We start from the raw sequence: 14,490 nt of genomic DNA, 5'->3' as shown, positions 1-14,490 counted from the left end.
CTTTTACCGGTATCTACATATTATGGGCACTGCTGCGGCTGCCGGGCTCGTATATGAGGCGCATAAAGGTGCTGAAACGCTCGTTCTCTCTTTTTATGGGCACACCGGCCACTATACCTATCATCAGGTTGTCGGCTATGGCCAGGCGCATCTGTGGCCTGATGGTCATATCGAAGTCGCGGGTATTGGTATCGCCATTGTGCGCATATTTCTTGTTCAGCTCCAGTCCTATAAAGTTGCGCGTGCCGGGTATCATATAATGCAGGTTGCTGTTCATATGCCATTCGGTATGGCTGCTATGGGCAGCTTGTTTCTCTATATAAGGCCCGGTATACAATAACGTGTGAAAATTGTTGCCCAGTCGTTTGGCGGCAACAAAGAAGGGGTTATAGCCATGTCCGCGAACGAATGTGACCTTGCCATAGTGCCTGAGCGGTGGCAGCAGCACCTCGTGAATGTAGCCGATGGCCATTGATGTACTGTGCTTCTCCGAAACGTAGAAGGAGTATTGGGCGGCGGTCTTAAGGCTGCTGACACGGCTGAACGGTATGCTGTCCTTTTTTACATCGGCCTGGTTGGGGTAGTAAAACAGGAATGGAAGCTCTACCTCCAGCCCCAGGCGATCGATGGGGGCGAACTCGTATTCTACAAGGGTGGTATAATGGTCGTACCGTTGGTTATCGGTGATGCCCAGGCCTATATTGAGCTCATGTTCGCCTTTGCGGGCGCCAAGATCGCGAATGAGGTCTATGTAGAGCGGTTCGGCATGCAGCACTTTGTCGGTACGGTGCTTTCCGTCCTCCACCTCTTCTATATACAGGCTGTCCAGCCGTTCCTTCTCATCGGCCACCTGTGCATATGTGACAGGCATGGATGCGAATGCCAGGAACGATACCGTACTTACGACCTTTGATAATGATACCATGCTACAACTGTTTTGTGATGCAGCGCAAAATAATAGCAATAGGCCTATCTAACTATACCGGGCAAGGATCTTAGGGTTTTGTTCACTAATAGGGGAAGGGGTAATATGGAGAATGAGATCGGCGGTTCTCACTATTTATGCATAACCGATGCGCTACCGACCAATAATAGATCTATGCTTCAAGATAAAGCTAAAGGGCATACACTGCCTTTTAAAATTTAAGATCGGCAATGTTGTAAAGGGGGAAGGGTTCTAAAAAGAAGGAGAATTCAATTTAACATAATATAAATTATGAGACAAAGTTACGCGATATTTTTTAGATATACAAATATATTTTAAAATTATTTTGTGCATGAGAAAATCCGATCGTTTGTTCTTTTTAAAAAGAGACCGGCAGCTTTCTAAGAAAGCTGCCGGTCTCATACTATTGGTTATTAGTTAGTTACTGCGGTGTATTAGAGTCATAGTTCACCATCCAGTTGATGCCGAACTTGTCCTGGAAGTTACCGAAGTATGCACCCCAGAAGGTATCCTGCAGCGGCATTTCTACCTTGCCACCGACCGACAGGCCATTGAACAGGCGGTCGGCCTCTTCGCGGCTTTCGGGATGCAGGGATATGTGTACATTATTGCCGTTGTTGAGAACGTGGCCGGCAGATGGCAGAATATCGGAAGCCATGAGCGTGGTGTTGGCATCTATAGGCAGCGATATGTGCATGATGCGGTTCTGCTCGGCCTCGGGCAGGTTCTCGCTACCCGGGTTGCCACCCATGCGGAATACGCCTGTGAATTCGCCACCGAAAACGGACCTGTAAAAATTGAAGGCATCTTCTGCTGTGCCATCGAAATTGAGGTAAGGATTCATCTTTGCCATAAAAAGTGTGTTTTTGAGGTTCGGCACAAAGTAAAGGAGTTCGGGTGAACAGAACATTATTTTGTGGATAAGTAAGCGCTATTAGATATGCGGGCGCTGTGTCGTATCATTGCAGCCTAATAAGACTCGGGATCTGTCGCAACTGATAATATACACGGATGGCGCATCGCGCGGGAACCCCGGCAACGGCGGTTATGGCGCTGTGCTGCACTGGGGAGATACGATAAAGGAAATATCGCAGGGCTACCGCCATACTACCAACAACCGCATGGAACTGATGGCCGTGATAGCGGCCCTGCAACTGCTGAAGCGCGAAGGGCTGGATATAACGATATATACGGATTCGGCCTATGTGGTGAACGCCGTGGAGAAAAAATGGGTATGGGGCTGGTTAAAAAAAGGGTTTGCAGGAAAAAAGAATGCCGACCTGTGGCAGCTTTTTCTAAAGGAATACCGCAAGCACCGCATACGCATGGTATGGGTAAAGGGCCATGCCGACAATAAATGGAACAACCGCTGCGACCAGCTGGCCACTGCGGCGGCCGATAGCGGCAACCTGCTGGAAGATGTGGGCTATGAGGCGGGCGACAAGGATGAGATGCTGATGTGACCCCCGGCCCTATAGGGAGCTTTTTTTACTAACCTTCGAACAATTGTAGTTTATTGAGGTTGCGGTAGAGGCCATCCTCGATAGATATGAGCTCGTGATGGGTACCGCTCTCGCGTACACGTCCATCCTCCAGCACAAGTATCTGATCGGCACTGCGGATGGTGGAAAGTCTGTGCGCTATGACGAAGGATGTACGGTCTTTCATCAGGTTCTGCAGGGCATCTTGTACCAGGGCCTCCGATTCTGAGTCGAGCGAGCTTGTAGCCTCATCGAGCAGTAGTATAACAGGATCCTTCAGTATGGCGCGGGCTATGGCTATACGCTGGCGCTGGCCGCCGGAGAGCTTTATGCCGCGCTCCCCCACCGTTGTATTGTACCCCTCGGGAAAACGGGATATGAATTCGTGGGCATTGGCCTTGCGGGCAGCGTTCTGCACCTCTTCCAGGGTGGCATTGGGGCGCCCGTAGGCTATGTTCTCATATATGGTACCGCCAAAGAGGTGGATATCCTGCGGCACAAGGGCCATTTGCCTGCGCAATTGCGAGAGCGGTATGGAGGCAGCATCGCGGCCATCGAAGAGTATGCGGCCGCTGTCGGGCTGGTAAAAGCGCAAAAGGAGGGACACAATAGTACTTTTGCCTGCACCGCTGGGGCCTACTATGGCTATCTGCTGGCCGCTGCGGGCATTGAGGCTGAGGTCTTTGATGATCTGTATCTCCTGGCGGGAGGGATAGCTGAATTTGACATGTTCGAGAGTGACATTGCCACGCAGGCGGTACTGCTCTTCTACCACGGTATCGGTAACGGTCACATCTTCTACCTGTTCGCGCAGCAGCTCGCGCACACGCTGGGTGGCGCCGAGGGTCTTTTGCAACTGGCTGAATATCTCGGCAAAACCTGCCATAGTGCCGCCAACGAAGGCAGTAACGACCACGAAAGCGGTAAGATCGCCAAAGGAGAGCTGACCGGCCTGCATGAGACCCGCACCATACCATACCACCAATGTAACGGCCCCGAACACGCTGAACAGCATGAAGGAAACGAACAGGCCGCGGAAACGGCTATTCTTGATGGACATATTCACCACCTCGGAGATATTTTTTCTGTACCTGCCGGTCTCGTACCATTCGTTAGAGAATGCCTTTACGTTGGCTATACCCGACAGGGTCTCCTGTACTACGGTATTGGACTCGGCAAGCTGGTCCTGCGCCTTACGCGACATCTTGCGGATGTATTTACCGAACACCAGCGCTATGACCACTATCACCGGTACGACCGACAGCATGAGCAGGGTCATTTTGAAGTTGATGAACAGGATATAGGCCATACCCATTATCATGATGAGGCAGCCGCGCAGGAATTCGGCCAGCAGACCGGTAACGGCCTCCTGTATCTGGTTGGCATCGGCCGATATGCGGCTGGAGAGTTCCCCCACCCTGTTCTGCCCGAAAAAGTTCATGGGCATAGTGATGAGGCGCTTGTATATATCCTGCCGGAGGTCTGAAACCGTGTTCTCGCCCACATAGGTGAACAGGTATATACGCATGAAGGAGAATATCATTTGCACCCCTAGCAGAGCCACCATTATGAGGGCGATGGTAGTGGGCGAAAAGGCAAATGGAGGCTTGGGTGTACCGTGTGCGCTATCTATGAGCTTTTGCAGCATATAGGGGAAACCCATCATGGTGCCGCTGGAGAGCGCTATGAATACGAGGCCGGCTATAAAGGTGCCTCTATAGGGTTTCAGGTAATTGTAAATGAGAAGGGTCTCTTTAATGGACTCTTTAGTGATCTTGACCTTTGGCAGGTCTTCTTTGCTGGTATCTCTTGGGCGCGCCATTATTATTATTTATCTACCTTTCCCCAACCCTCTCCAAAGGAGAGGGAGGTGGGCTGTGAATGCTATAGCACACTCACATTGTTTGAAACAGGTGCAAATTTACAACAGTGAGAGGCGGGGAACTATGGTTTTCGGTGAACGATCGTCTTTTCTCGGTAAAAATACGGCCCATGCCAGCACCTCCTGATGCTACACTCGTTCATTTCGTTCATCCCAGAGGGATATGTTGTGCCCCGGCGGGGCTATATGTTTGTAGCAAAAATGGAAACCTCATGTTGTTATGCCCCGTAGCGGGCTACCCGACAAAATATGGGTAGCTCCTGACGGAGCAAAGACCTGATAAAAAGATATTCCTACAAACCTTTTGCTCCTGGCGGAGCATTATGACGGATCCTTACAACTGCAAAAAGATATGGGTAATCGGTAGTCTTAGATGGGAGAAAATATATTGTGACCTAACTCAATGAGGTTTAAGATGTCACCTGTTTGGCACGGATGGCGGCGGTCATACTGATAAGGAAGCCGAACACCATGACCACTACACCCAGCCAAAGGACATTGATGTAGGGGAAGACAAGGGCTTTGAGGACTATGAAGTCGTCCATGGGGTTGGTCTGGCGTACCTGTATATCTACAGAGGCAGAGTCTTTGGAGTGTACATTGAGGGCACCGAAACGTGTGTAGAGTCCCATAGCCTCCAACGTATCATCTACCTGCATTATGTACTGTTTGTCGCGCAGTATGTATATGGGGTTCAGGGTCTGCTTGAGGCCGGCCAGGTCATAGACATCGAGCTGGGCCTTTACGGCCAGGTCGCCCTCTGCGGGTTGGTAGCGTTTGTCATTGATCTGGTTACTGAAACCGCGGAAGATCATAAAACCATTGCTGAGGTATATGGAATCGCCCGGCTTCTGTACGGTATGGCTGCGGTAGCTGCTGGTATCGCTCTTGCTTTTATCGGTAGCACTATTGATGTAGGTGAACACATCGCGGTCCCAGTAATGTTTGGTAGATGGATTAGCGCTGAGGCCCTGCTGTCCCTTGGGGTTGATAAACGCATCGGGGTATAGGGTGAAGCGCTCCGATACTTTTTTGGTGACGGTATCTTTTTTCTCGAACACTACTCGGTAGTAGATGCGCCTGTCCTTGCTGTGTACCTCGCTATCGCCGATGTAGGTGGCAAAGTAGGGGCCCATAGCCACTGGCACACCGCGGAACATGATGACATTCTCCATGTTCTCTTTTATGGTCTCGCTCTGGGTGTTCTTCTTTAGGTCGAAAGACATTCCGGTGGTATTCAGCGATATAGCGTGCTTATTGTAAGAAGAAAGTAAGATGCCCAGCAGCACAGTAGCAAAACCAAGATGCGATACGGAAGCGCCCAGCTTACTGAAACGGCCTTTTTGTATGGCTGCCCCATACCATATGGTGGACACTATGCCGTAGCAGGCGGCAAAGAGCATGAGCACATATTGCCAGGTGGTTATCTCCTGCCCCCAGGCAATGAGCGCCGCCATAACGAGGGCCACCGCACCCGTGCCGCCGAGGCGTTTTGCCAGTACGTTGCCATCGCTGTTCTTGTACTTCATGTAGAGGATGGTGGCCGAGAGCAGACCTATGATGATGGCCACCCACACCTGTATATTGTTGTAATGCGACATGGGGTCGGTGGGCGGGGCAAGGTCTTTGCCGGTGATCCATTTGGCCAGTGGCGCCCATACAGGTATAGAGGTGGTAATGGCTATCTCTATGGATGCGAGGAACAGAATGACAGAGCCGATGAACATCCAGAACTCGCGGGATAGGATCTCTTCCTCGGTGCGGATGCGGGGCATGGCCTTCCAGCGATAGGCCATAAGCGCTATAGAAAGCAGCAGCAGCAGGCCTATAACTATGAGCAGGTGGTAGGTAAGGGCCGTACCATCGCCGGTGAAGGCGTGTACCGATGTCTTGCCCAGGATGCCCGTGCGGGTAAGGAAGGTAGAATACCAAATGAGCAAGTGGGTGAGCAGCAGCAGCACAAAAGTGATGGTAAATGCCCTTTTGGTGCTTTTGTATACCAGCAGTGTATGCAGGCCGCCTACAAGGGTAAGCCATGGCACGAGGGATGCATTCTCTACGGGATCCCACGCCCAGTAGCCACCAAAATTGAGCGACTCGTATGCCCAAGCGCCTCCCATCATGATACCGAGACCCAGAATGGCCCCACCCGCCAGCGACCATACTATGGTGGGCTTTATGAAGCTTTGCATATCGCCCTTCCACAGGGCGGCTATGCAATAGGCAAAGGGTATAAGCGTAAGGGCAAAGCCAAGGAAAAGTATGGGTGGGTGAATGACCATCCAGTAGTTCTGCAGGAGTATGTTGAGGCCGTTGCCATCGGTTATCATCTCCAGGTAATTGGGCATACGGGAGAATGGGGCCTCCGGCATGGCATGGCGCAGCAGCATAAAGGGGGTGCTGCCTACCTTGATATGCTCGCCCAGGTACAGGCCCAGTATCATGGTGGTGAGGCATACTTGTACCACGGATATGACAGCCATGGTGCGGCTCTCCAGCCCGCGGGCGGTACGCATGACGATAAGGCCCAATATGGCATGCCAGAAGGTCCAGAGCATGAAACTACCCTGCTGCCCTTCCCAGAAGCAGGAGAGGAGGTATTCGGAGGGCATATCGAGCGAGGAATGCTCCCATGCATAGTGGTATTCGAAAAGGTGGCGGGTGATGATGTAGAACAGCGCCACAAAAATGGCCACTACGGAGAAGGAATGTGTAACGAAACCCCACCTGCCCATCAGCAGCCATTTGCTACTGACAGTGGCATCGTGCTCTGAGCCTGCCGACCTGAAATAGCTGAACGCGCTGAACAATGCCGCCACAAAAGAGACGATAACAAAAAAATGACCCAGTTGCCCGGGCCACAAACGTTCTCCTATGTATTGTATGTTGTCCATTTTTTTAGTCGTGAGTAGGTAGTCGTTAGTAGATGGTCATTTTGTGTTCGGTACTTTGTAGATAGTAGATGGTCATTTTGTGTGGTCCAGCAGATGGTCAACTGTATATATGCAAAACGCACATGGTATGTGTGCTAAAGCCCTATCTACTCTTTGCCTATCTACTTATATACTAAATACTATCTACCCTCAAAAACTACCCCTTCCCTACTGCTACCTGGTCTTTCTTGTACTTCGATGGGCATTTCATCTGGATGCGGGAGCAGTGGAACGTATCGCCATCCATATACCCCATCATCACTATCTGTTCCGACTTCTCTATGTCCCTTGGTTTTTCGCCATTGAATATGACCCTGCTCTGTGCCCCTGCTTTGTCCTTTGCATAAAAGGTAAAGTGGTTGGCATCGACATGGGGGTCGTAGAGCATGGCCTCGGTGGTATCGAGCGTACCTATGATGTAGTAGCTTTTCTTGGGCTCTTTGGATGCCGATGCGAATGTCTCGTAAGAGCTGAAATCGCCAAATATGGTGATAAGACCGGCAATGGCGGCCATTATCAATACCAGTAATACGATATGCGTCTTTTTCATCTCCTGTGCCGGAAAAGTTGCTTTTCCGCCGCAAAGATAATGCATTGACAATGTATAAAGTTCAGCAAGAGCAGCGTGTTGGTCAGGAAATCGTCTTTTTATACATCAATCCCCCATACGGCCACCGCCTCTGAAAGAACAGGGCTCGGTATATGTTTTGTAGTCGATGGTAGAGGTAAGTACTCCCCTGGCATCGTAGGTATACCGGGTCACAGGGCAGGAAGCGCTGCTATAATAGAATAGGTCACCATTCATATCGGTGCTTATTCTCTCTATCCTATTATCCCGTTTGTCGTATCTCATCTGTATCACTGGTGCTGTTTTCTTATATACTGTCCCGTCCAATGGTACATATATGTATCTCAGGGCATTTCCCCGTGCATCGAACTCGCGCAGGTATCTGTGTGTACCCAGATCATTATTAGATGGGGAAAGATCGGTACCGAGAATACTGTCTGCTATACTAAAACCACGTTCATCGTATCGATAACATATCATGTGCTCATCGGCATAGTTCTTGCATGGTTTGTTGTCGGTATCATAAAACGAGACAGATAGGTGTTTACCATTCCTATCGTAGGTGTTTCTTTCGGTAGCATACCTGTCCCTGGAGATAACGGGTTTTCCATCTGTACCGAAATAGTTCTCTTCGAGGATATTGCCGCGCAGGTCGTATGTATACCTGGCAATGGCAAACCCATTATCGTTGTATGCCAATTCACTGGCTTTGTTATAGGACCGCTCCTCTACCTTTTCGTCTTTTTCATTGTAGCGGTATTCTGTTCTGCATATTCCGGACATAAGGTAGCCATATCTATCAAAATAACTTGCTTCTACCAGATTCCCCCTATCATCATATTTTTTCTTATTTATTGCGCAACTGCCATTTATTGGCTCGGATATGAGTTGCCTGTTATTGTTATAGGCCCTCATTTCTATCATTTGGCCTCTATCATTATGGTCGTATTCCATAATGGCAATTGCATAGGGCCCATCTAATAGCAGTCCATCAGCATCGTAATATGATTCCCTGGAGATATTTCCCTTTGCATCGTATTCGGTATGCATTTGCGCATAGCCACTTTTACACATCACGGGCTCATCTTCCAATCCATAGAAATATGTGGATATGGGTTTGCCCAGATCATTGAATACTATGACCGACCTTGCGATCCAGGTCTCGTCGAGGCAAGGCAGGCCATCATCTCCAAAGCGCGAAATAGTGACCTTGTTCTTTTCATATTCAGCACTTAGCCTAGAGTATACTTCCGATGTTTTGCGAAAGCATGGCATGCCTTGTGTGTCGAAATATGCCTGTTCGATGATGTTTCCATTATCATCGAACTTCATAGTGGTGATACTAAAACCCTGGGTGGAAAAACAGGGTCGTTCTTTAGTATCATAAAAAGCGTATTTCTTAAGGTTTCCTCTAACATCATATTCTGCCCTTAAAATGGAATACCGGTCGGTAAAATAACAGGGTTCTCCATCAGTATCAAAATAGGCTATCTCTGTAACATCTCCATTTTCATTCACTTTTGCCTTGCATATAGCATAGCCATCATTGCCAAGAAAAAGCTGCCCATTCTCGTCGTAATAGGTCTGTTGTACCGGGATGCCATTTTCATCATATTCGTACTTTGTCATCGCATAGCCACCTTTACCATAGCATGGTCTGCCCTGAGTGTCGTAATAACGTTCTGATGCAAGGAGACGATCTTTGTTATATTCTAATTGATACATGCTGATAGCTACTTTATTATAACAATGGGCCCCATTGATATCGAAGTATTCCTCGCGTATTCTCATTCCATTATCATCATACCGGCATCGTATCATAGATGTACCGTTAGAATCGAGGGTCGGGTTGCCATTTTTGTCCCAAGCCCGGCTTTCTACCATACATGCTTTATCATCGTACCTAAAGGAGATCTGGGCATAGCCGGCTTTGCAAGAAATAGCATTCCCATCTTCACCAAAGTATGCTTCGCGGACGATATTGCCGTTATCATCCGATGTGGCGGTGTACCTGGCAAAACCGCCTATGTCGTTGGTGTATTCCCTATTTAGGTCGAAGCGGGTATCTGATATCACATTACCATATGCGTCGTATTCGAAAGAACGGCCTGCAACACCACTACCGTTCTGCATGGGGGCGCCGTCCTTATCAAGGTACAGCATCTCTGTGATGCGGCCCAGATCATCTCGGGTATATTCGTACCCGTATATGCCATTGCCATCGCATACTACATCGAAGCCGCCATATTTAAAGACCACCTTGGTTATCTCTCCTTTTGTATTTCGCTCTACGGAGTAACGGTTGATCTTGGTCTTTTGTATGACACCTAAACTTTTGGAGATACCGGTGGTGGTGAAAAGGGCCATATCCTTTCCTTTGGCTGTTTTTATGTCTATCTCACTGAGATCCTCTCCCGAATATTTGTGGCTCATTATGACGCGGCCGGTCTGATCGGCATGGTCGGCACGTTCGAGATCGCCTTTTTCTGAGTAGATGAGCTTTAACGTGACGGGGCGGGCCATATCGCTATAGGTGACCTCTTGATATGTTATGGGCACTCCGGATGAGTTGACATGCTCTACTTTGCGCAGCTTGCCCTCGCTGGATGTGAATTTGAAATGCTCGGCCCGGTGGACGGCCTGTTCGGGGGTGAGGGCATATATGCCATTGGGTATGCCGAACCTTTCTGCATAGTCGGCATAGTAAGTGACCTTATCGCGGTAATGGTCCCAGGTAAGAAAGGAGGCCATGGCGACGAAGATGGTAAGCAGTGTGGCAACAGTATAGTTGATATTCCTTTGCCGTTTTCTGCGGCGCTCGTGCCGCTGCCACAGGTCGTCGAACTTGAGGCCCAGTATAGAAGCGACTATCTTTACAAAGGCCTGCTCTTTAGAGGGTTCGAGGGTGGCGCCTAGTATCTCTTTATCGAGCGATGGTGGGTAACATTGTTTCTGGCCGGCTGTGGGTTGCGGGCTGCCATCTACTATGAAGGGTATGATCCTGTCGGCACGGCCTATCTTGATAAAATGCTCTACTTCACGGTCCACCCATTCGGAGCCGGCGGCATTGGGCGAGCAAACTACGATGAGGAACCTTGAGTCTTCGAGCTCACGGGTGAGCGTAGACTTGAGCGGCCCTGTGTTGATGTCGGTCCTATCGAGGAATATAGGCCTGATGTCCTTTGGCAGGCGGCCATCGGTCTCTTTCCTGATGATATTGGGTAGCTTGTAGTTCTCTAGCTTTTCATGCAGCCATTTGGCCCATTTCTCATCTTTATGACTATAGCTTATGAATGCGTAATACTTGAAACGCTGCGGTGTATTTTCCATATCGGGGAGTGGGTATAATGGCCAAGGCTACAAGATAAAAATATTCTACATGAATATCAATGTACATCCGGAATAAATAATATGACATCAGTAAGTACCAGATCGCGTATTAACCTATATTTTTGCAGCACAAAACCAAAAACATCCACATGAGTTTTATCACAGACATAGTTGCCCGCCAGGTACTGGACAGCAGGGGCAACCCTACGGTAGAGGCCGATGTATATACGAGCGAAGGCAATATGGGTCGTGCGGCCGTACCCAGCGGCGCCAGCACCGGCAAGCATGAGGCAGTGGAGCTGCGCGACGGTGACAAGAAAAAATACCTGGGCAAGGGTGTACTGAAAGCCGTAAGCAACATCAACGACATAATAGCCGAAGAACTGTATGGCTGTGACGTGACCGACCAGCGTGCCATAGACAAAATAATGCTGGACATAGACGGAACGCCCAACAAGGCAAAGCTGGGCGCGAACGCCATACTGGCTGTGAGCATGGCCGCTGCCAAGGCAGCAGCGCAGAGCACAGGCCTGTCGCTGTACAGGTATGTAGGCGGCGCCAATGCCCGCACACTGCCTGTGCCCATGATGAACATACTGAACGGCGGCGCACATGCCGACAACAAGATAGACTTCCAGGAGTTCATGGTGATGCCCATCGGCGCATCCACCTTCAGCGAGGGGCTGCGCTGGGGTGTAGAGATATTCCACGCGCTGAAGAACGTGCTGAAAGATAAAGGCTACAGCACCAATGTGGGTGACGAGGGTGGTTTTGCCCCTAATATACAGAGCAATGAGGAGGCCATAGAGACCGTGCTGAAAGCCATAGAGAAGGCTGGCTACAAGCCGGGCCTGCAAGTGGCCATAGCTATGGATGCCGCTAACAGCGAGCTGTGGAACGAGAAGGACAAGAAATACCATTTCCACAAAAGCGATAGCAAGAAGATGAGCAGCGACGAGCTGGTGGAATACTGGGTAAAATGGTGCAAGAAGTACCCCATAGTGAGCATAGAGGACGGCATGGCCGAGGACGACTGGAAAGGCTGGAAGAAACTGACAGAGGCCCTTGGCGACAAGGTACAGCTGGTAGGCGACGACCTCTTTGTGACGAATGTGACCCGCCTGGAAAAAGGTATAAAAGAAAGCACAGCCAACGGCCTGCTGGTAAAGGTGAACCAGATAGGTACCCTGAGCGAGACAATAGATGCCGTGAGCATGGCGCAGCACAACAGGTACAATACCATAATGAGCCACCGCAGCGGCGAGACCGAGGATGCTACCATAGCCGACCTGGCCGTGGCCCTGAATTGTGGCCAGATAAAAACAGGATCGGCCAGCAGGAGCGACCGTATGGCGAAGTATAACCAACTGCTGAGGATAGAGGAAGAGCTGAAAGATACGGCCTACTATCCCGGCAAGATGCTGCAGTTCGGTAAGTAGGGACCTCTCCCCCACCCTGACTACCGGCAGGCAGGCCTTTCCTAAGGAGAGGGAGATAGGCTCTGCTCCCCCGGAGGGGATGGGATATGTGTGGATATGTTGATAAGTATTTGAATGCGCTCTGCAGGTGCGGGTGTAATTTCGGTAAAGTAAAACTGCGTACAGATGGCGATACCTATGAAAAAAGTAACAAGGGTGATAATGAACAAGTACTTCATTGTGACCATATGCTTTGTAGCATGGGTGATGTACTTTGACCAGAACGACTGGATGACACTGCGCGACCGCCAGCACGAGCTGGACGACCTGAGAGCGAACATAGAATACCTGCGACACGAGATAGCCGAAATGGAGACAGAGACCCGAACACTGACGGTAGATATGCAGGGCCGCCCCAATGACCCCGAAAGGCTGGAGCGCTATGCGCGCGAGAGCTTCAGGATGAAGCATGAGGGAGAGGATGTGTATGTGATAGAGCAATAAGCAGCTAATACTAATGTATAGAAGAATGGCGACCTCTACAGGTCGCCATTCTTGTTTTGCACACATATCTGAAAGGGCTGTACACGGGTAATGCGGCAACAAAGATGTTGCCGGATAGAGGAACCATATCACTGAAAAGAATGATCGATGAGCGATGAACTGAAATTGTAATAAAACACGATAGCACTTACCTTTGTAACAAACCGATCACAACGATATAAAGTGAAAAGCGCACCCATACCAAAGAACGAGATAGCCAGGATAATGGCACTGTCGGACCTGGACCCCAACTATGCCGACCTGAAAGACACTTTCCGCGACCTGACCAAGCTGGCAGCCAAAGTGACGGGCAGCCCCATATCGCTGGTGAACCTGATAGACAATTATACGGTATGGACGGTATCGAGCTATGGGCTGGATGTGGAGCAGACCCCGCGCGAAGAAAGCGTGTGCCAGTATACGATACTGGAGAAAGACCAGTTCGTAGTGAACGATATGTCGGTGGACCCTGTGTTCCATGATGCCGACTTCGTGACAGATGGTCTGCACTTCCGTTTTTACCATGGCATACCGCTGGTGAGCCAGGACCAGAACGTGGGCGCACTATGTGTGCTGGATATGACAGCGAAAACACTGACGCCGGAAAAAGTGGAGATGCTGAAGATAATAAGCGGCGAGATAATGAACCGGCTAAAGACGGTAAGCTACATAGAGTCGCTGAGGAACAAGGTAGATGAAGTGAAGCATACCCAGAACAAAGTGGTGCATGATATAAGGGGGCCTATAGCCGGCATAATGGGCCTGGCAGAGATAATAAGCATGCAGGGAAAGGAAAATGACCTGGACGAGGTGCTGGAATTCATTGGGCTGATACATAAGGGTGGTAAGTCGGTACTGGAGCTGGCCGACGAGATACTGACAGAAGAGAAGCGGTCACGCACGGCCAGACCGAGCGAAATGACACTGCACACCTTCAAGGCAAGGCTGGAAGAGCTGTATACGCCACAGGCAAAAAGCAAGGATATAACCCTGAAAATAGAGATAGACGGAGGCATAGAGATACCCTTTCCGCAGAACAAGCTGATGCAGATAGCGGGCAACCTGGTATCGAACGCGATAAAGTTCACCCCGCGGGGCGGCAGTGTGACGGTGGGCCTGAACGTGGAAATAGCGGACACGGCCAACATACTGAGAATAAGTGTAAAAGATACCGGCAACGGCATAGACGACGACCAGATAGCAAGACTGCTGGCCGACAATACGGAATCGGCCGATGGCACGGACGGCGAGAAAGGATACGGTTTCGGGCTGGCACTGGTGAAACACCTGATAAAGGGCCTGAACGGCAGTTTCAATATCACTTCGGTCATCAATGATGGGGCAACCTTCGAGATAACTATCCCCTATAACAGGCGATTCAAATAGCAA

10 protein-coding genes are annotated in these 14,490 nt (G+C 49.9%); 4 read left to right on the top strand and 6 right to left on the bottom strand.

The window, feature by feature from the left end; translation table 11 throughout:
• Nucleotides 1–13: 13 nt before the first annotated feature.
• Nucleotides 14–925, bottom strand: coding sequence for an HAEPLYID family protein (locus tag ABD843_RS00575; protein ID WP_345076900.1), 912 nt, complete (start codon nt 923–925; stop codon nt 14–16).
• A 442-nt stretch (nt 926–1,367) separates the two neighbouring features.
• Nucleotides 1,368–1,799: a VOC family protein gene (locus ABD843_RS00570; protein WP_345076897.1), complete on the bottom strand. Its 432-nt coding sequence runs from the start codon at nt 1,797–1,799 to the stop codon at nt 1,368–1,370.
• 109 nt (nt 1,800–1,908) lie between these two features.
• On the opposite strand from ABD843_RS00570, the gene rnhA reads away from it, so the two are divergent.
• A complete protein-coding gene (rnhA, locus tag ABD843_RS00565; RefSeq protein WP_345076894.1) occupies nt 1,909–2,409 on the top strand; it encodes a ribonuclease HI in 501 nt (166 codons plus the stop codon).
• Nucleotides 2,410–2,437: 28 nt separating this feature from the next.
• Here rnhA and ABD843_RS00560 read toward each other — a convergent pair whose 3' ends face one another.
• The 4 genes from ABD843_RS00560 to ABD843_RS00545 form a co-directional block, all read right to left on the bottom strand.
• Nucleotides 2,438–4,249, bottom strand: coding sequence for an ABC transporter ATP-binding protein (locus ABD843_RS00560; RefSeq protein WP_345076891.1), 1,812 nt, complete (start codon nt 4,247–4,249; stop codon nt 2,438–2,440).
• A gap of 470 nt (nt 4,250–4,719) precedes the next feature.
• Nucleotides 4,720–7,203 carry a cytochrome c biogenesis protein CcsA gene (gene ccsA / locus ABD843_RS00555; protein WP_345076888.1) on the bottom strand — a complete coding sequence of 828 codons (2,484 nt, stop codon included), beginning with the start codon at nt 7,201–7,203 and terminating at the stop codon, nt 4,720–4,722.
• Nucleotides 7,204–7,399: 196 nt separating this feature from the next.
• Entirely contained in the window at nt 7,400–7,792 is a 393-nt protein-coding gene (locus ABD843_RS00550; protein ID WP_345076886.1) for a cytochrome c maturation protein CcmE domain-containing protein, read from the bottom strand.
• A 105-nt stretch (nt 7,793–7,897) separates the two neighbouring features.
• The gene (locus ABD843_RS00545; protein WP_345076884.1) at nt 7,898–11,140 is read right to left on the bottom strand and encodes a toll/interleukin-1 receptor domain-containing protein; all 3,243 of its coding nucleotides are present in this window, start codon (nt 11,138–11,140) and stop codon (nt 7,898–7,900) included.
• A gap of 149 nt (nt 11,141–11,289) precedes the next feature.
• Between ABD843_RS00545 and eno the strand changes: the two genes are divergently transcribed.
• The 3 genes from eno (at nt 11,290) to ABD843_RS00530 (ending at nt 14,487) form a co-directional block, all read left to right on the top strand.
• Nucleotides 11,290–12,579, top strand: a complete 1,290-nt coding sequence (gene eno, locus ABD843_RS00540) for a phosphopyruvate hydratase (protein WP_345076881.1) — start codon at nt 11,290–11,292, stop codon at nt 12,577–12,579.
• A 177-nt stretch (nt 12,580–12,756) separates the two neighbouring features.
• The gene (locus tag ABD843_RS00535) at nt 12,757–13,062 is read left to right on the top strand and encodes an FtsB family cell division protein (protein ID WP_345076878.1); all 306 of its coding nucleotides are present in this window, start codon (nt 12,757–12,759) and stop codon (nt 13,060–13,062) included.
• Between the two features lie 222 nt (nt 13,063–13,284).
• Nucleotides 13,285–14,487, top strand: a complete 1,203-nt coding sequence (locus ABD843_RS00530; protein ID WP_345076876.1) for a GAF domain-containing sensor histidine kinase — start codon at nt 13,285–13,287, stop codon at nt 14,485–14,487.
• Nucleotides 14,488–14,490 lie beyond the last annotated feature (3 nt).

Origin of the sequence: Nemorincola caseinilytica (assembly GCF_039540515.1) — a bacterium.
In the GTDB taxonomy this organism is placed as follows: Bacteria; Bacteroidota; Bacteroidia; order Chitinophagales; family Chitinophagaceae; genus Nemorincola; species Nemorincola caseinilytica.
The sequence above is the reverse complement of the archived record's forward strand: the minus strand, read 5'-3'. Positions and strand labels throughout refer to the sequence as shown.